The 15,989-nt window shown below is 43.6% G+C and carries 17 protein-coding genes and 16 tRNA genes; 28 read left to right on the top strand and 5 right to left on the bottom strand.

The features are described 5' to 3' along the window. Nucleotides 1–2 precede the first annotated feature (2 nt). From gshB to ruvX, 3 genes are all read left to right on the top strand, one after another. The gene (gene gshB, locus Q7657_RS11160) at nucleotides 3–953 is read left to right on the top strand and encodes a glutathione synthase (RefSeq protein ID WP_006647266.1); all 951 of its coding nucleotides are present in this window, start codon (nucleotides 3–5) and stop codon (nucleotides 951–953) included. Between the two features lie 123 nt (nucleotides 954–1,076). Further along, nucleotides 1,077–1,640 (top strand): YqgE/AlgH family protein, encoded by a 564-nt coding sequence (locus tag Q7657_RS11155; RefSeq protein ID WP_008987967.1) that lies wholly within the window; start codon nucleotides 1,077–1,079, stop codon nucleotides 1,638–1,640. Further along, on the top strand, nucleotides 1,637–2,065 hold the full coding sequence (ruvX, locus tag Q7657_RS11150; RefSeq protein WP_023933568.1) for a Holliday junction resolvase RuvX: 429 nt from the start codon (nucleotides 1,637–1,639) through the stop codon (nucleotides 2,063–2,065). Before Q7657_RS11155 ends, ruvX begins: the two co-directional genes overlap by 4 nt. Before the next feature lie 349 nt (nucleotides 2,066–2,414). Here ruvX and Q7657_RS11145 read toward each other — a convergent pair whose 3' ends face one another. Both Q7657_RS11145 and Q7657_RS11140 read right to left on the bottom strand, forming a co-directional pair. Further along, nucleotides 2,415–3,518, bottom strand: a complete 1,104-nt coding sequence (locus Q7657_RS11145; protein ID WP_008987965.1) for a PilT/PilU family type 4a pilus ATPase — start codon at nucleotides 3,516–3,518, stop codon at nucleotides 2,415–2,417. A 34-nt stretch (nucleotides 3,519–3,552) separates the two neighbouring features. Then, on the bottom strand, nucleotides 3,553–4,590 hold the full coding sequence (locus Q7657_RS11140; protein WP_008987964.1) for a type IV pilus twitching motility protein PilT: 1,038 nt from the start codon (nucleotides 4,588–4,590) through the stop codon (nucleotides 3,553–3,555). Nucleotides 4,591–4,612: 22 nt separating this feature from the next. Here Q7657_RS11140 and Q7657_RS11135 point away from each other — a divergent pair, with 22 nt between their 5' ends. The 7 genes from Q7657_RS11135 to hemW all read left to right on the top strand — a co-directional run bounded on the left by Q7657_RS11135 (nucleotide 4,613) and on the right by hemW (nucleotide 9,530). Next, nucleotides 4,613–5,323 (top strand): YggS family pyridoxal phosphate-dependent enzyme, encoded by a 711-nt coding sequence (locus Q7657_RS11135; RefSeq protein WP_107167265.1) that lies wholly within the window; start codon nucleotides 4,613–4,615, stop codon nucleotides 5,321–5,323. Nucleotides 5,324–5,409: 86 nt separating this feature from the next. Beyond that, nucleotides 5,410–6,228 carry a pyrroline-5-carboxylate reductase gene (gene proC / locus Q7657_RS11130; RefSeq protein ID WP_107167266.1) on the top strand — a complete coding sequence of 273 codons (819 nt, stop codon included), beginning with the start codon at nucleotides 5,410–5,412 and terminating at the stop codon, nucleotides 6,226–6,228. 9 nt (nucleotides 6,229–6,237) lie between these two features. Then, complete coding sequence (locus tag Q7657_RS11125; protein WP_008987961.1) at nucleotides 6,238–6,792, top strand: YggT family protein; 555 nt, start codon at nucleotides 6,238–6,240, stop codon at nucleotides 6,790–6,792. Then, nucleotides 6,789–7,082: a DUF167 family protein YggU gene (yggU, locus tag Q7657_RS11120; RefSeq protein ID WP_053987278.1), complete on the top strand. Its 294-nt coding sequence runs from the start codon at nucleotides 6,789–6,791 to the stop codon at nucleotides 7,080–7,082. Before Q7657_RS11125 ends, yggU begins: the two co-directional genes overlap by 4 nt. A gap of 145 nt (nucleotides 7,083–7,227) precedes the next feature. Further along, entirely contained in the window at nucleotides 7,228–7,653 is a 426-nt protein-coding gene (locus Q7657_RS11115; protein ID WP_107167267.1) for a DUF4426 domain-containing protein, read from the top strand. A 119-nt stretch (nucleotides 7,654–7,772) separates the two neighbouring features. Further along, entirely contained in the window at nucleotides 7,773–8,366 is a 594-nt protein-coding gene (locus Q7657_RS11110; RefSeq protein ID WP_107167268.1) for an XTP/dITP diphosphatase, read from the top strand. Further along, nucleotides 8,367–9,530 carry a radical SAM family heme chaperone HemW gene (gene hemW, locus Q7657_RS11105; protein ID WP_107167269.1) on the top strand — a complete coding sequence of 388 codons (1,164 nt, stop codon included), beginning with the start codon at nucleotides 8,367–8,369 and terminating at the stop codon, nucleotides 9,528–9,530. A 63-nt stretch (nucleotides 9,531–9,593) separates the two neighbouring features. Here the strand turns inward: hemW and Q7657_RS11100 are convergent, their stop codons facing one another. The 3 genes from Q7657_RS11100 to trmB form a co-directional block, all read right to left on the bottom strand. After that, nucleotides 9,594–10,004 (bottom strand): YggN family protein, encoded by a 411-nt coding sequence (locus Q7657_RS11100; RefSeq protein ID WP_258178297.1) that lies wholly within the window; start codon nucleotides 10,002–10,004, stop codon nucleotides 9,594–9,596. A 54-nt stretch (nucleotides 10,005–10,058) separates the two neighbouring features. Further along, nucleotides 10,059–10,979, bottom strand: a complete 921-nt coding sequence (gene glsB / locus Q7657_RS11095; protein WP_053987273.1) for a glutaminase B — start codon at nucleotides 10,977–10,979, stop codon at nucleotides 10,059–10,061. Between the two features lie 116 nt (nucleotides 10,980–11,095). Then, on the bottom strand, nucleotides 11,096–11,833 hold the full coding sequence (trmB, locus tag Q7657_RS11090; RefSeq protein WP_053987272.1) for a tRNA (guanosine(46)-N7)-methyltransferase TrmB: 738 nt from the start codon (nucleotides 11,831–11,833) through the stop codon (nucleotides 11,096–11,098). A gap of 285 nt (nucleotides 11,834–12,118) precedes the next feature. Between trmB and mutY the strand changes: the two genes are divergently transcribed. The 18 genes from mutY to Q7657_RS11000 all read left to right on the top strand — a co-directional run bounded on the left by mutY (nucleotide 12,119) and on the right by Q7657_RS11000 (nucleotide 15,950). Beyond that, a complete protein-coding gene (mutY, locus tag Q7657_RS11085) occupies nucleotides 12,119–13,183 on the top strand; it encodes an A/G-specific adenine glycosylase (protein ID WP_107167271.1) in 1,065 nt (354 codons plus the stop codon). A gap of 129 nt (nucleotides 13,184–13,312) precedes the next feature. Beyond that, nucleotides 13,313–13,585, top strand: a complete 273-nt coding sequence (locus Q7657_RS11080; protein ID WP_053987270.1) for an oxidative damage protection protein — start codon at nucleotides 13,313–13,315, stop codon at nucleotides 13,583–13,585. Between the two features lie 173 nt (nucleotides 13,586–13,758). Further along, nucleotides 13,759–13,834, top strand: a tRNA-Phe gene (locus tag Q7657_RS11075). 42 nt (nucleotides 13,835–13,876) lie between these two features. After that, nucleotides 13,877–13,952, top strand: a tRNA-Asn gene (locus Q7657_RS11070). Between the two features lie 51 nt (nucleotides 13,953–14,003). Then, nucleotides 14,004–14,079, top strand: a tRNA-Thr gene (locus tag Q7657_RS11065). Nucleotides 14,080–14,133: 54 nt separating this feature from the next. Further along, nucleotides 14,134–14,209 (top strand) — tRNA-Phe (locus Q7657_RS11060). Nucleotides 14,210–14,252: 43 nt separating this feature from the next. Further along, nucleotides 14,253–14,328 (top strand) — tRNA-Asn (locus tag Q7657_RS11055). A gap of 10 nt (nucleotides 14,329–14,338) precedes the next feature. Beyond that, a tRNA-Thr gene (locus tag Q7657_RS11050) sits at nucleotides 14,339–14,414 on the top strand. Nucleotides 14,415–14,471: 57 nt separating this feature from the next. After that, nucleotides 14,472–14,547, top strand: a tRNA-Phe gene (locus Q7657_RS11045). 43 nt (nucleotides 14,548–14,590) lie between these two features. Continuing rightward, a tRNA-Asn gene (locus tag Q7657_RS11040) sits at nucleotides 14,591–14,666 on the top strand. Nucleotides 14,667–15,038: 372 nt separating this feature from the next. Then, nucleotides 15,039–15,114 (top strand) — tRNA-Phe (locus Q7657_RS11035). A 42-nt stretch (nucleotides 15,115–15,156) separates the two neighbouring features. Continuing rightward, nucleotides 15,157–15,232, top strand: a tRNA-Asn gene (locus Q7657_RS11030). A gap of 51 nt (nucleotides 15,233–15,283) precedes the next feature. Next, nucleotides 15,284–15,359: transfer RNA gene (locus tag Q7657_RS11025), tRNA-Thr, on the top strand. Nucleotides 15,360–15,413: 54 nt separating this feature from the next. Continuing rightward, a tRNA-Phe gene (locus tag Q7657_RS11020) sits at nucleotides 15,414–15,489 on the top strand. A 43-nt stretch (nucleotides 15,490–15,532) separates the two neighbouring features. Beyond that, nucleotides 15,533–15,608 (top strand) — tRNA-Asn (locus tag Q7657_RS11015). Between the two features lie 10 nt (nucleotides 15,609–15,618). Beyond that, nucleotides 15,619–15,694 (top strand) — tRNA-Thr (locus Q7657_RS11010). Between the two features lie 57 nt (nucleotides 15,695–15,751). Then, nucleotides 15,752–15,827: transfer RNA gene (locus Q7657_RS11005), tRNA-Phe, on the top strand. A gap of 47 nt (nucleotides 15,828–15,874) precedes the next feature. Further along, nucleotides 15,875–15,950: transfer RNA gene (locus Q7657_RS11000), tRNA-Thr, on the top strand. Nucleotides 15,951–15,989 lie beyond the last annotated feature (39 nt).

The following is a 15,989-nucleotide window of genomic DNA, read 5'->3' as shown; positions in this document are numbered from 1 at the left end:
CAATGATCAAACTGGGTATCGTGATGGACCCTATCGAGTCTATCAATATCAAGAAAGATTCAAGCTTTGCCATGATGTTAGAAGCTCAACGTCGTGGTTGGGAAATTCATTACATGGAAATGAATGATCTTTCGTTAGAGCAAGGCAAAGCAATTGCTCGTACTCGTGTGGTAACAGTACAACAAGATCCTGAACACTGGTTTGATTTCCACAGCGAGCAAGAGATTGAATTATCAGATCTTGATGCTGTGCTAATGCGTAAAGATCCTCCGTTTGATACTGAGTACATCTACGCGACTTACATCCTTGAACGTGCAGAAGATAACGGTGCTCTAATCGTTAATAAGCCGCAAAGCTTACGTGACTGTAATGAAAAGCTATTTACGGCATGGTTCCCAGAGCTAACGCCAACCACTATCGTGACGCGTCGTGCAGAGAAACTAAAAGCGTTCCACCAAGAGCACGGTGATGTGATCTTAAAGCCACTAGATGGCATGGGCGGCTCTTCAATTTTCCGTGTGATGAAAGGCGATCCTAACGTTTCAGTGATCATCGAAACCCTGACTAACATGGGTCAAAACTACTGTATGGCACAAACCTTCGTGCCTGATATTAGTAATGGTGATAAACGAATTTTAGTGGTAGATGGCGAACCAATGCCTTACTGCTTAGCACGTATTCCTGCCAAAGGTGAAACTCGCGGTAACCTAGCTGCCGGTGGTCGTGGTGAAGCTCGCCCTATTAGCGAAACAGATCGTAAGATCGCAGAAACAGTTGCACCCGTACTAAAAGAAAAAGGTCTGATTTTCGTTGGCCTTGATGTCATTGGCGATAAGCTTACTGAGATCAACGTAACCAGCCCTACCTGTATTCGTGAAATTGAAGCTGCGTTTGATATTTCAATTACAGGCAAATTAATGGATGCGATCGAGCGCCGAGTAAACGCGAAGTAATATCGCTTTACCGACAATCATCAGCCATACTCAAAACAAGAATGCAGCGGCCATGTCGCTGCTTTTTTGCTTATCAGCAACGTATTATCCCTTGCTGGTTTGTACTAAATTCTGGTGTTGTACATGAATCTAACCAACCACTTTTTAGTGGCCATGCCCACTATGCAAGATCCTCAATTTAAGCAAAGTGTTATTTATCTTTGTGAGCATAATGATGAAGGTGCTATGGGGATCATTATCAATCACCCTATCGATATCTCCATCGCTAATATGCTGGAGCAAATTGAAGTCGATAGAACACTCCCGATCGCCGATCCTGTCAGCCTAGAGTCTCCAGTGCTAAATGGCGGTCCAGTATCTGAAGATCGTGGTTTTGTACTTCACACCACCAAAGGGCAATACAGCTCAAGCCTACCTGTCAACAGTGAACTGGCCGTCACCACTTCGCTCGATATTTTATCTGAGCTAGGTACAACACTGGCACCAGAGCAATTTATTGTTGCGCTAGGTTATGCTGGCTGGGATGCGGGTCAATTAGAGCAAGAGTTAGTTGATAATAATTGGCTTACTATTGAAGCTGATGACAACATTATTTTTTCCACACCAGTGGGTGAACGCTGGCATAAAGCCATTGAAAAATTAGGCTTTAACTTAGCAAATCTTTCTTTAGATATAGGTCACGCATGAGTCAATCACGCACAGTTTTAGGCTTTGATTACGGCACCAAAAGTATTGGTGTGGCGATCGGACAAGAACTTACAGGTACAGCAACCCCACTTGCTGCGATTAAAGCCAATGATGGTGTCCCCAATTGGGATAACATTGAAAAGCTTTTAAAAGAGTGGCAACCGGATTTAGTGGTTGTAGGCTTACCTTTAGATTTGGAAGGCAAAGAGCTAGAAACCATCACACCACGAGCAAAGAAATTTGCTAACCGTGTGCATGGTCGTTTTGGCTGCCAAGTTGAATTACACGATGAGCGCTTAAGCACCGTAGAAGCACGGGCAGAACTGTTTGAGCGTGGTGGTTATCGCTCTCTCAGTAAAGGCAATATTGATTCACAATCTGCCGTTGTGATTTTAGAAAGCTGGTTTGAACGCCAATACGGTTAATCGCTATACCCCTTTCTATTAACGAAAAAGACAAGCATTGCGCTTGTCTTTTTTATTGCCGCTTTTAAGAGAATACGTTTAATCCTTGTACAGCTTTTTCTAGATTGATCATCATAAAGGTTAGCAAGATCATTTACAGAGCATTCGATCATCGCGCTATCCCTTATTGTTTCTCGTCTGTACAGCTTGTACAGCTTTTGAACCATTTGAACTCAAAAGCTCCACAAGCTGATCACTTTTCATCATTCAAAATATTAATAGCTATGACTCAAGTAGTTAACACTTGATCGTTTTTAATACAGCTATTGACCTATCATGTGACTAAAGTAAAGTGATCATTATAGGCTTATTACAAATCTAATTTAACGCCGGATAACGAGCTCGCCGTTTTATTATTTGGATCGCCCATTTTAATCATCAAACGCAGATCATTTGGTGAATCAGCATGGTGCAGTGCATCTTGCTCTGTGATCTTACCGTCACGGAACAAGGCATACAGTGATTGGTCAAATGTCACCATGCCCGCTTGGTTTGATTTCGCCATGACATCTTTAATTTCATGTAGCTCACCACGACGGATCAAATCAGCAACACGTGGTGTATTGAGTAATAGCTCATACACACCATGACGCCCAATACCATTCGCATCTGGGATCAACTGCTGCGCTAAGATACATTTAAGATTCAATGACAGATCAAATAAGAATTGATCTCGACGCTCTTTAGGCACTAAATGCAAAATACGCTCAAGGGCTTGGTTAGCATTGTTGGCGTGTAGCGTTGCCATACACAAGTGGCCTGTTTCAGCAAAGGTCATTGCGTATTCCATGGTTTCACGGGTACGGATCTCACCGATCAAAATCATGTCTGGTGCTTGGCGCAGCGAGTTTTTCAGTGCGACTTCATAACTTTCCGTATCAAGTCCCACTTCACGTTGAGTAATGATGCATTTGTTATGTTCGTGAATAAACTCAATCGGATCTTCTACCGTTAGAATATGGCCACTACGGTTTTGGTTTCGATACCCTGTCATTGCTGCCATCGACGTAGATTTACCCGACCCCGTAGCCCCCACAACCAGTACTAAACCACGTTTAGATAGCGCTAAACGCTCCATATCAATAGGTAGGTGAAGATCATGAATATTCGGGATCTTGGTTTCAATTCGACGGATCACCACACCCGGTAATTCACGTTGCCAAAATGCACTTAAACGAAAACGACAACCGTTACGCACGATCGCAAAATTTGCCTCACGACTGGTGACAAATACCTTGCGCTGCTCATCATCCATCGCTTCATCAAACAAGGCATCGACAGCTTCACGATCTAATAACTCACCTAAGTTGTGTAAGTTACCATCGACTTTAAGCAAACAAGGCGAGCCAACCGTGATATATAAATCCGATGCTTTACGCTCAACCATCTGCGCTAAGATGTAATCTAAATTCATTATTTTTCCTACTTATTGCAGCTGCTCAACGCAATTAGAAGCCTCGCTGACTACTATCAACAATACGACGCCCTTCTTCGGCTTCCACTAAACCTTGCGCCACCAGCATCTTGACGCTTTGCTCCATCGTCTGCATACCCATTGCTGAGCCGGTTTGGATCATCGAGTACATTTGCGCGATCTTATCTTCACGGATCAAGTTACGGATCGCAGGCGTTGCCATCATGATTTCATGAGAAGCAACACGACCACCTTCGACACGCTTTAATAGGCTTTGAGAAATTACCGCACGCAGTGATTCAGACAACATTGAGCGCACCATGGATTTATCCGCACCTGGGAATACGTCAATAATACGGTCGACCGTTTTCGCCGCTGAACTGGTGTGTAGCGTGCCCAATACTAAGTGACCTGTTTCTGCTGCGGTGAGTGCTAGGCTAATGGTTTCTTGGTCACGTAATTCACCAACCAAAATAACGTCTGGATCTTCACGCAGTGCTGAGCGCAATGCATTCTGGAAACCTAACGTATCACGGTGCACTTCACGCTGGTTGATCAAACAACGCTTACTTTGGTGAACAAATTCGATCGGATCTTCGATCGTCAAAATATGACGGTTATAGTTGCTATTGATATAATCAACCAAGGCAGCAATTGTGGTCGATTTACCTGAGCCTGTTGCACCTGTTACTAGCACTAAGCCACGCTTAAGCTGAGCAATGTCGTAGAACACGTCAGGTACATTTAACGATTCCAATGTAGGAATATGAATTGGGATCGTACGTAATACAGCCGAACAACCTCGAGATTGATGGAAAGCGTTCACCCTGAAGCGACCAATGTCTGGAATTTCAAATGAAAAATCGACTTCTAAGTTTTCTTCATACTCACGACGTTGGGCATCGTTCATAATGTCAAACACTAAGCGATGCACTTCACTATGATCCAACGCTGGCATGCTTAATTTTCTCACATCGCCATCGACACGGATCATGGGAGGAACACCTGCAGAAAGATGTAGATCCGATGCGTTATGCTTTACACTAAAATCCAGTAGTTCGGTGATATCCATAAATTTTCCCCAAGAATCAATTATGACTAGTATCAAACAAAATATTGCAGAGGTCATCAATCAGATCACCTTAGCAACTGAAAAATGCGGCAGGGCTGCAGATTCCGTGCAATTATTGGCGGTAAGTAAAACCAAGCCAGTCGAGGCGATCGAAGAAGCCATCGCCGCAGGCCAGTATGCATTTGGCGAAAACTATGTACAGGAAGGTGTTGATAAGGTAAATCACTTTTCAACCCATAGTGCTAAAAACTTGCTTGTATGGCATTTTATTGGCCCAATTCAATCAAATAAAACGCGCCTTGTTGCAGAGCACTTTGATTGGGTACATTCGATTGATCGTGTAAAAACAGCTAAACGTTTAAGCGATCAACGTCCTGCTGATATGGCACCATTACAAGTGCTATTGCAAGTTAACAGCAATGATGAAGAGACCAAATCGGGCGTATCTCTCGCAGAGCTTCCTGCACTAGCAGCAGAAATTGCAGCGATGCCCAATATTGAATTGCGTGGCTTGATGTCTATTCCTCAGCCAGCAACCGATTTTGATAGCCAATTTGCAACATTTAAAGCGCTATCCGATGCACTCGAGCAGTTAAAAACCACATACCCACAAGTTGATACGCTATCAATGGGTATGAGTGATGATATGGATGCAGCGATTGCTGCCGGTAGCACCATCGTTCGCATTGGTACTGCTATTTTTGGTGCGCGTGATTACAGCCCAAAAGCATAATAAAAAATCACTCGTACTGTTCATTTAAATGACAGCTCAATTAAGGTAAAAAACATTAAGTTTGTACCTATTTATAAGGATTTGACATGGAACAACGCTCAATCGCCTTTATTGGGGCAGGAAATATGGCGCGCTCGATCATCGCAGGTCTTGTTGCCAGCGGTTACGATGCGAAAAAAATCACAGCGACAGCGCCAAGTGACGCGCGTCGTGAGCCTTTAGCGCGTGATTTTGCTATTCATACCACCAGCGATAATCTACAAGCAGCTAAAGAAGCAGATGTCGTAGTACTTGCGGTTAAACCTCAATTAATGGAGGAAGTCTGTCTGCCACTACAGAGTATTAACTTTGAAGGCAAACTGGTGATCTCGATTGCAGCAGGTATTAACTGTCAGCGTCTTTGTGAAATGTTAGGGCAAGATGTTGAATTAGTACGAGTGATGCCAAATACCCCGTCTTTGATTGGTAAAGGGATGAGCGGCTTATACGCTAAACCACAGTTGGCACAGGCTGATCGTGAGTTTGCGACCCAATTACTACAAGCGGTAGGTGAAATTTGCTGGGTAGAAGATGAATCTGGCATTAATGGCATTATTGCTGCTGCTGGTAGTGCACCGGCTTATTTCTTCCTATTTATGGAAGCAATGCAGCAAGAAGCGATCAAACAAGGTTTTGATGCCGATACTGCACGTTTGTTGATCCAACAAACCGCTCTGGGCGCCGCTGAAATGGTGAAAGCAAATCCAGAAACATCGCTTTCAACATTACGTGAGCAAGTCACCTCAAAAGGTGGTACAACAGCAGAAGCTATCAACACATTCAATCAACACCAATTGTCAGAGATTGTTGCTAAAGCGATGCAAGCTGCAGTATCTCGCGCAAAAGAAATGGAACAATTGTTTTAAGGTTTATCTATGAATCCATTCGTTTATTTAGTTCAAACCGCCTTTGATTTATACATCATGGTGGTGTTATTACGAGTTTGGTTACAATGGTCACGTGCTGACTTCTATAACCCATTCTCACAATTTATTGTTAAAGCAACCCAGCCAATTGTTGCACCGCTTCGCCGCGTGATCCCATCAATTGGTTCATTAGATATGGCAACTGTATTGTTTGCTTACGTACTCTGTGTTGCCAAGTTCCTCATCATTATTTCCATCAGTAGCGGTGGCGTTATTTTTGAGCCAAGCTTCCTATTCTTAGGCTTGCTTGCACTATTAAAAGCTGCGGGTAGCTTACTGTTCTGGGTACTACTGATCCGTGCAATCCTAAGTTGGGTGAGCCAAGGCCGTAGCCCAATGGAATACGTAATGTATCAACTTACAGAGCCACTAATGGCACCTGTGCGTCGTATTCTTCCTGCGATGGGCGGCTTAGATTTAAGTATCTTAGTGATCTTCATTGCGCTGCAGTTTGCCAACTACGCAATGGGCTCTGTTGTAGGTAACGTTTGGTACATGCTGTGACAGAAAAAGCGATCCATCAGGATGGTGACGATCTCATCGTTCGACTTTATATCCAACCCAAAGCAAGCCGTGATCAGATCGTTGGTTTGCACGGTGACGAAATTAAAATTGCCATCACAGCGCCACCTGTCGATGGCAAAGCCAACGCCCATTTAGTGAAATACCTATCGAAACAATTCAAGGTTGCTAAAGGGCTGATCCATGTCGAAAAAGGCTTACAAGGACGTCACAAACAGGTACGGATTGAAGCGCCGAAAGCGATACCCAATGAGATAGAAACCCTGATGTAATTTGATCAGCACAACAAAGCGAATATCTAATTTAGGTATTCGCTTTTTTTATGTGGTAACACTTCGCTACAATCAAAACAGCTAGCGGTAAACGCTACACTTAAAGGAAGTATTCAGTGAAATACTGAACAGAAAGGATACAACGATGAAAGCCTTATTGAGTCTACTTTTGCTCGCCTTCAGCCTACCGAGTACTGCAGAGCAACTAAAACGTTTTGGCGATTTAGAAGTGCATTATTCTAGCTTCGCATCAACGTTTTTAACCCCAGACATTGCCAGTCACTATAAAATTCAACGTAGCCGTTATGGCGCACTGGTTAATATTTCCGTTTTCGATACCAGCAAAGAAGGCAACCCAGCGGTTTCTGCTCAGCTTACAGGCACAGCTCGTAACGTATTAGGCCAACAGAAAACCTTAACCTTTAGGGAAATCAAAGAAGGGAAAGCGATTTATTCCATTGCACAATTTAAGCATACCAACGACGAAACCCTCGATTTTAAGATCAATATTTTCTACAACGGCAAAAAAGAAACCCTAACCTTTAAACAAACCTTCTTTGTCGATAAATAAACAGAATTTGCTTAATCATAGCTACACTCACTAGGCGCATCTGCGCCTTTTTTATTGGCTAAACAACCGCTATTATAGCCGCCATTATTTAGAGAGCTTGACGATCAAAAGGCATCAAAATGAGTAAACTTGTACTAGCAACAGGCAACCAAGGCAAAGTAAAAGAAATGGCCGATTTACTGGCTGATTTTGGTTTTGATGTAGTCGCTCAAAGTGATTATAACGTCTCTTCTGTGGCAGAAACCGGCACAACATTTATCGAAAATGCCATTATCAAAGCTCGCCATGCGGCAAAAGAAACCGGTCTTCCAGCCATTGCGGATGATTCAGGTTTAGAAGTGGACTTTCTTAAAGGTGCACCGGGTATTTACTCGGCACGCTTTGCAGGTGAAGGCGCATCTGATGCTGACAACATTGATAAGCTATTAGCTGAAATGAAAGACGTACCAGAAGATCAACGCACGGCACGTTTTCATTGTGTACTTGTGATGATGCGCCACGAAAACGATCCAACACCACTAGTTTGCCACGGCTCTTGGGAAGGCAGCATTTTAACTGAACGTCATGGCGAAAACGGTTTTGGTTACGATCCAGTATTCTGGGTACCAGAAGATCAATGTGCATCTGCAGAGCTTGCTCCTGCTCGTAAAAAACAACTATCACACCGTGGTAAAGCCCTACAGCAACTATTTAGCGCACTAAAGGCACAATAAATGTTGGTACCTCCACCGCTCAGCTTATATGTTCACATTCCTTGGTGTGTGCAGAAATGCCCTTACTGCGATTTCAACTCACACGCACTAAAGACGGAACTCCCTGAGCTCGATTACATTGATGCGTTAATTGACGATCTTGAAACCGATCTCAGCGCTTATCAATTAGTAAACGGTGTACGTCCACTGCACTCTATTTTTATTGGTGGCGGCACACCAAGCCTGATCTCACCAAACGAGATTGGTCGTTTACTCAAAGCCATTGAGCAGCGTATTCCCTTTAGTGATGACATTGAAATCACTATGGAAGCCAACCCCGGTACCGTTGAAGCGGGACGTTTTGATGCCTATCGCCAAGCAGGTGTAAACCGTATTTCAATTGGTATTCAAAGCTTTCAAAACGAAAAGCTAGAGCGCCTTGGTCGTATTCATGGTTGTGATGAAGCGATCCGTGCAGCAGGACTTGCAAAACAAGCGGGATTAAACAGCTTTAATGTCGATCTTATGCATGGTCTGCCAGATCAAAGCGTGGAAGATGCGATCAGCGATCTAAAGCAAGCGATCGCACTCGATCCACCGCATCTGTCTTGGTATCAACTGACGATTGAGCCAAATACCCTGTATTACTCAAAGCCACCCACGCTACCTGACGATGACGATTTATGGGATATTTTTGAGCAAGGTCATCAACTACTTACAGAAGCCGGTTATCAACAGTATGAAATTTCTGGCTACAGCAAGCTGGGAAAACAATGTCAGCATAACCTGAACTACTGGCGTTTTGGTGACTACTTAGGGATAGGTTGTGGTGCTCACGGTAAGATCAGTTTTGAAGACGGTCGTATTATCCGCACTGTTAAAGTCAAACATCCTCGTGGCTATTTACAGGCTGATAAGCCTTACCTGACGCAAGAAACCAATGTGGCTGACTGCGAGCGTCCATTCGAGTTCTTCATGAACCGTTTCCGTTTGCTAGAAGCCTGTCCAAAACAAGACTACCCAACTCGTACGGGCTTACCGCTATCAAGCATTGAGCCAGCCATTGATTGGGCGATTGGACAAAATTATCTGCAAGACACAGGTGAGCATTGGCAAATTACCGAGCATGGTAAATTGTTCTTAAATGATTTATTAGCCGCTTTTGTCGAAGATGACGACGAATAAAAATCAATAAAAAAGCGAGCATTGAGAGATCACTCATGCTCGCTTTTTCTTTTCAAACGCTGACTAGTTTAATGTTACGCTGCGCCAATTTTTTAATGCTGGGATCGCATCTTGTAGGCGTTGTTCTTGTTCTATTCGAAGCGTAACAAACTCACACACTTGCTTATCGATACGCTGAGAATGCGACAATAAATAAGGCAAATCATTATCTAAAATCTCATAGTAATCAGATAATAACTCGGTTTGCTTGGAGCTGAGTTCAATTTTATGAACATCAAAGTACATCTGCCCTTTAGCATCAATACTAAACTCTTGTTCACCTTGTACCAGGGTTAATCGCCCTTCATTCAAGCTAAGTGAATTATGCCACTGCGGATCACATTCATTGGCAAATACCGTTGAACTGATAAATCCCACAGAAGCCAATAAAGCCCCTTGTATCGCTATTCTTAATCCGTGAATCCCTTTATTCATTAACATACGATCCTCCCCTAATGTGAGTCTCGTAACGTCAACTACACGGACTCACTAAAAAATAGAACGCCCAATACGCTCTGATAATTTTTCTAATGCTGCAGTCCCTGCAACAGAATTACCGGATTGATCAAGCTCTGGCGACCAAACCGCAATCGTCATTTCACCCGGTACAATCGCAACAATACCGCCACCGACACCAGATTTACCCGGCATCCCTACACGGTAAGCAAATTCACCTGCGCCATCGTATAAACCACAAGTCGCAAGCAATGCATTTATGTGCTTACTTTTAGTCTGGCTGATAATTCTTTTTTTCGCGCCTAAAGGAAGCCCTTTATTTGCTAAATAGCTAAACGTTCTTGCTAAATCCACACAGCTCATCTTCAGTGCACAGTAACTAAAATAGTTAGTTAGCACTGGCATGACTTCATTTTCAAAGTTACCAAATGAACGCATCAAATAAGCAATCGATGCATTACGATCGCTATGCTGCATCTCTGAGCTTGCTACCACCTTGTCGTAAACAATATGTGGGTTGCACGATAGCTCTCGTACTAACTCAAGCATGCGGTATTGTGGCGCACATAAGCGGCTATGCAGCATGTCTGAGACAACAATGGCACCAGGGTTAATGAACGGGTTACGTGGAATACCTTTTTCTAGCTCTAGCTGGATCATTGAGTTAAAGGCTTGGCCTGATGGCTCTTTACCCACGCGTGACCATAGCTCCTCTGGCTCATATAGCGTCATGGCTAAGGTTAGCGATAACACCTTGGAGATCGATTGAATAGAAAAGCCTTCTTGACTATCACCAGCTTGGATAATTTCACCATCGTTGTAACACACAGCGATACCCAATTTTTCAGCCGGAACAGTGGCTAAAGCAGGAATATAATCAGCAACTTTTCCCTGACCAATCAGAGGTCTCACTTCTTCTAACACTTCATTTAGTAATGCTGCGGTAGGCTTCATATTTCTTTCTCCAAGGGCAAAAAAGCCAACACGAGGTTGGCTTTTTAATCAATTCTATACTGCTTGCTAAGATCGATAAAATCTCTCTAATTTAAGCAAAGCATGCTGAATGGCGATTACTCAGTACGCTCGTACTTCATATCCCAAACACCGTGACCTAAGCGGTGACCACGCGCTTCGAACTTGGTTAATGGACGATCTTCTGGACGTGCAATGTAAGGACCATCAGTTGCCGTGTTACGGTAACCTGGTGCTGCATCCATCACTTCAACCATGTGCTCTGCGTAGTTTTCCCAGTCTGTTGCCATATGGAAAATACCACCAATTTTAAGCTTCTTACGTAGCATTTCAGCAAATTCAGGCTGAACGATACGACGCTTATGGTGACGCGCTTTGTGCCAAGGATCTGGGAAGAATAGTTGTACTGTGTCTAGGCTACCGTCTGGGATCATGTGCTCAAACACTTCCACACCGTCGTGACACATTACACGTAGGTTAGTTAAACCTGCTTCTTCAGCCCCCATTAGACACGCCCCCACACCTGGGCTATGTACTTCGATACCGATGAAGTTTTTCTCAGGGGCATTTTTCGCCATTTCAACTAATGATGCGCCCATACCAAAACCGATTTCAAGAACAACTGGTGCTTCACGGTTGTATACTTCTTTCCAGTCCAGCATTTGCTTGGCGAAATCAATACCCATAGTTGGCCAGTTGTTTTCCATCGCATTTTCTTGGCCTTTAGTTAAACGGCCTTCACGACGAACAAAGCTACGGATCTTACGAACCAGCTTGCCATCTTCGGTAAATTCAGTCAGGGTCACTTCGCCTGACTTCTTTGAAACTTCGCTCATGCTAACTATCCAAACAAAAAAGAAACGGAACGGCATTATCCAAAGTTATAGACTCAATTCAAGTCTATCGATTGCGACAATAGCCAGTTTATGGTGCAATCTTGTCCAAAATAGACAATAAATAACGCTGCACCTCCGCTTGCAGTATAAGTGATTGCACTGGCGGACACCAATTTTCACCTCGCAGCAAAAATAACAAAATCGTTGCTTGTCATTAAACAAAGTACCGAATTTCTTCGTACTGCCAGTGATAAGTCACACCCCAACCGTAAAGTGAGCACAACATTGAGTACGTCATTTTCCGATGCCATCTTAGCGTGGTACGACAAATTCGGCCGTAAAACCCTACCTTGGCAACAAAATAAAACCCCATACAAAGTTTGGCTATCAGAAATCATGCTGCAACAAACTCAAGTTGCCACCGTGATCCCCTACTTTGAACGCTTTATGGAACGCTTCCCAACGGTGCAAGACTTAGCCGCCGCCGAACAAGATGAAGTGCTACACCTATGGACTGGACTGGGCTACTACGCCCGTGCCCGTAACTTACACAAAGCGGCAAAAATGATCGTCAGCGATCATAACGGTGTTTTCCCAACGGATATTGATCAAGTTCAAGCCCTACCGGGCATTGGGCGATCAACAGCAGGAGCAGTGTTATCGCTGTCATTGGGTCAGCATCATCCAATTTTAGATGGGAACGTTAAACGCACACTTTCACGCTGTTACGCCGTTGAAGGTTGGCCGGGCAAGAAAACCGTTGAAAATACCTTATGGGAGATTGCTGAAACCAACACCCCAGCAGAAGGGGTTGAGCGTTATAACCAAGCCATGATGGACATGGGGGCGATGATTTGTACTCGCAGTAAACCCAAGTGTGAATTATGCCCGGTAAGCAACCAATGTCTCGCTTTAGCCCAACAACGACAAATGGATTTTCCTGACAAAAAACCGAAAAAGACCATGCCAGAGAAACAAACATGGTTCGCTATCTTGCAACATGGCAACAAGGTTTGGTTAGAGCAACGCCCACAAGTAGGGATTTGGGGAGGATTATGGTGTTTTCCACAACACGATAATGATGATTTAGTGCCGCTACTTGAAAAACAGCTCGGTCAACAACAAGACTTAATTCAAAGTAATCAGCAGTTAACCGCATTTCGCCACACATTTAGCCATTATCACCTTGATATTGTGCCTATGCTGTATGAGTTATCTGCCGAGCCTAACCTCATCAATGACAATGCAGGGCAATGGTATGATCTCGAAAATCCAGCAAAAATCGGTTTAGCAGCGCCAGTACAAAAAATATTAGAAAGCTTGGCATATCAGCTAGCCAACACAAAATAACCCTAATTTTTAGCCGTTTTATTCCTGTCAGTGACGCTAGATGCCCGTCACTGACTCTGGTATAACTAGATAATCATCACTCATTTTCGCTGGGCGTGACATTCAGCGAGCAAAAGTAAGGAATATTTCATGAGTCGTACTGTTTTTTGTGCTCGACTAAAACAAGAAGCTGAAGGTTTAGATTTTCAACTATACCCAGGTGAGCTAGGCCAACGTATTTTTGACAATATTTCTAAGCAAGCATGGGCTGAGTGGCAAGGTAAGCAAACCATGTTAATCAACGAGAAAAAGTTGAACATGATGAACCCAGAACACCGCCAATTGCTTGAAACTGAAATGGTGAAGTTTTTATTTGAAGGTCAAGACGTGGTAATCGACGGTTACACACCGCCAGAAAAGTAAAAATTCGTTACTGAGATTTCATCACGAATTAGTTTTAAATTGATGAAATCTCACAAATGAATATCAAAACAACATCACAACGAACAAAAAGCCAACAAACAACAACATTTATCATTTTTTCTTGAAAAAAGTGTTGACGAAAAGGCTGAAAACCCTTTTAATAGCGCCCCGTTGCCTCGATAGCTCAGTCGGTAGAGCAGAGGATTGAAAATCCTCGTGTCGGTGGTTCGATTCCGCCTCGAGGCACCATCACTTCCCTTTCGAAGTTTGGTGCAAGCAACCACAATCTGTTCCTCCTTAGTTCAGTCGGTAGAACGGCGGACTGTTAATCCGTATGTCGCTGGTTCAAGTCCAGCAGGAGGAGCCACTATTTAGTTTCTTGGCTCATTGAGCGGAGAAATAAAAAAGAATATAGTGTGCCGACTTAGCTCAGTAGGTAGAGCAACTGACTTGTAATCAGTAGGTCACCAGTTCGACTCCGGTAGTCGGCACCATTTATTCTCTTACTCACGTAAGAAATGCAAAACAACGATTAACTTCGTGTTTTTGCCTCGATAGCTCAGTCGGTAGAGCAGAGGATTGAAAATCCTCGTGTCGGTGGTTCGATTCCGCCTCGAGGCACCATATTCATCTCGCTTGATTTAATCAAGTAAGATAAAAGTACAATTCCTCCTTAGTTCAGTCGGTAGAACGGCGGACTGTTAATCCGTATGTCGCTGGTTCAAGTCCAGCAGGAGGAGCCAAATAAAGTGTGCCGACTTAGCTCAGTAGGTAGAGCAACTGACTTGTAATCAGTAGGTCACCAGTTCGACTCCGGTAGTCGGCACCATTTATTTTCTTACTCACGTAAGAATGCAAAAGTAGAGACTTAAGCATCACTACTTCTGCCTCGATAGCTCAGTCGGTAGAGCAGAGGATTGAAAATCCTCGTGTCGGTGGTTCGATTCCGCCTCGAGGCACCATATTCATCTCGCTTGATTTGTTCAAGTAAGATAAAAGTACGATTCCTCCTTAGTTCAGTCGGTAGAACGGCGGACTGTTAATCCGTATGTCGCTGGTTCAAGTCCAGCAGGAGGAGCCAGTTAAGAAACCTTGTCGTAAGACAAGGTTTTTTTTCGCCTGTCATTTGGATTAATCAATACGTTCAGTCATATTTCTTCCACTCACATCTCTTTAGTTCTCACTCCCCTCTCTCGCTTCGACTCTTTTTATCTTTCTGCTTTGTGCTTATTTCTCATTTTTATGCCATATTTTTCTCTTGAACAGGTGAAAACATCCCAAACTTAAGCTTCATAAATTCCTTATATTTATTCTCTTTTTCAGCCATAACATCACTGTAACCCTTAATAAAAGCTCACTTTTCAAACAAACGGGATAAAAAAGACAAGGTTGATAATTATTTGAAAAAAAAGCATTGACGAAAAGAGCGAAAACCTTTTTAATGCGCTCCGTTGCCTCGATAGCTCAGTCGGTAGAGCAGAGGATTGAAAATCCTCGTGTCGGTGGTTCGATTCCGCCTCGAGGCACCATCACTTCCCTTTCGAAGTTTGGTGCAAGCAACCACAATCTGTTCCTCCTTAGTTCAGTCGGTAGAACGGCGGACTGTTAATCCGTATGTCGCTGGTTCAAGTCCAGCAGGAGGAGCCACTATTTAGTTTCTTGGCTCATTGAGCGGAGAAATAAAAAAGAATATAGTGTGCCGACTTAGCTCAGTAGGTAGAGCAACTGACTTGTAATCAGTAGGTCACCAGTTCGACTCCGGTAGTCGGCACCATTTATTCTCTTACTCACGTAAGAAATGCAAAACAACGATTAACTTCGTGTTTTTGCCTCGATAGCTCAGTCGGTAGAGCAGAGGATTGAAAATCCTCGTGTCGGTGGTTCGATTCCGCCTCGAGGCACCATATTCATCTCGCTTGATTTAATCGAGTAAGATAAAAGTACAATTCCTCCTTAGTTCAGTCGGTAGAACGGCGGACTGTTAATCCGTATGTCGCTGGTTCAAGTCCAGCAGGAGGAGCCAAATAAAGTGTGCCGACTTAGCTCAGTAGGTAGAGCAACTGACTTGTAATCAGTAGGTCACCAGTTCGACTCCGGTAGTCGGCACCATTTATTTTCTTACTTTGGTAAGAATGCAAAAGTAGAGACTTAACCATCGCTACTTCTGCCTCGATAGCTCAGTCGGTAGAGCAGAGGATTGAAAATCCTCGTGTCGGTGGTTCGATTCCGCCTCGAGGCACCATATTAAAAAGTAACGTCTTTGACGTTATGACAAAAAGAACAAAACGTGCCGACTTAGCTCAGTAGGTAGAGCAACTGACTTGTAATCAGTAGGTCACCAGTTCGACTCCGGTAGTCGGCACCATCTTTTGAAACCTCATCTTTGATGAGGTTTTTTTTCATC

Source organism: Candidatus Photobacterium acropomis (assembly GCF_030685555.1).
Classification (GTDB): domain Bacteria; phylum Pseudomonadota; class Gammaproteobacteria; order Enterobacterales; family Vibrionaceae; genus Photobacterium; species Photobacterium lucens.
The sequence above is the reverse complement of the archived record's forward strand: the minus strand, read 5'-3'. Positions and strand labels throughout refer to the sequence as shown.

Bases quoted from the DNA above. Each gene is read 5' to 3' on its own strand.
- glsB (WP_053987273.1), bottom strand. From the start codon at position 10,979: ATGAAGCCTACCGCAGCATTACTAAATGAAGTGTTAGAAGAAGTGAGA.
- Q7657_RS11100 (WP_258178297.1), bottom strand. From the start codon at position 10,004: ATGAATAAAGGGATTCACGGATTAAGAATAGCGATACAAGGGGCTTTA.
- Q7657_RS11145 (WP_008987965.1), bottom strand. From the start codon at position 3,518: ATGAATTTAGATTACATCTTAGCGCAGATGGTTGAGCGTAAAGCATCG.
- Q7657_RS11125 (WP_008987961.1), top strand. From the start codon at position 6,238: ATGAATCCATTCGTTTATTTAGTTCAAACCGCCTTTGATTTATACATC.
- Q7657_RS11155 (WP_008987967.1), top strand. From the start codon at position 1,077: ATGAATCTAACCAACCACTTTTTAGTGGCCATGCCCACTATGCAAGAT.
- Q7657_RS11135 (WP_107167265.1), top strand. From the start codon at position 4,613: ATGACTAGTATCAAACAAAATATTGCAGAGGTCATCAATCAGATCACC.
- Q7657_RS11080 (WP_053987270.1), top strand. From the start codon at position 13,313: ATGAGTCGTACTGTTTTTTGTGCTCGACTAAAACAAGAAGCTGAAGGT.
- hemW (WP_107167269.1), top strand. From the start codon at position 8,367: ATGTTGGTACCTCCACCGCTCAGCTTATATGTTCACATTCCTTGGTGT.
- gshB (WP_006647266.1), top strand. From the start codon at position 3: ATGATCAAACTGGGTATCGTGATGGACCCTATCGAGTCTATCAATATC.
- Q7657_RS11110 (WP_107167268.1), top strand. From the start codon at position 7,773: ATGAGTAAACTTGTACTAGCAACAGGCAACCAAGGCAAAGTAAAAGAA.
- proC (WP_107167266.1), top strand. From the start codon at position 5,410: ATGGAACAACGCTCAATCGCCTTTATTGGGGCAGGAAATATGGCGCGC.
- Q7657_RS11115 (WP_107167267.1), top strand. From the start codon at position 7,228: ATGAAAGCCTTATTGAGTCTACTTTTGCTCGCCTTCAGCCTACCGAGT.
- trmB (WP_053987272.1), bottom strand. From the start codon at position 11,833: ATGAGCGAAGTTTCAAAGAAGTCAGGCGAAGTGACCCTGACTGAATTT.
- ruvX (WP_023933568.1), top strand. From the start codon at position 1,637: ATGAGTCAATCACGCACAGTTTTAGGCTTTGATTACGGCACCAAAAGT.
- Q7657_RS11140 (WP_008987964.1), bottom strand. From the start codon at position 4,590: ATGGATATCACCGAACTACTGGATTTTAGTGTAAAGCATAACGCATCG.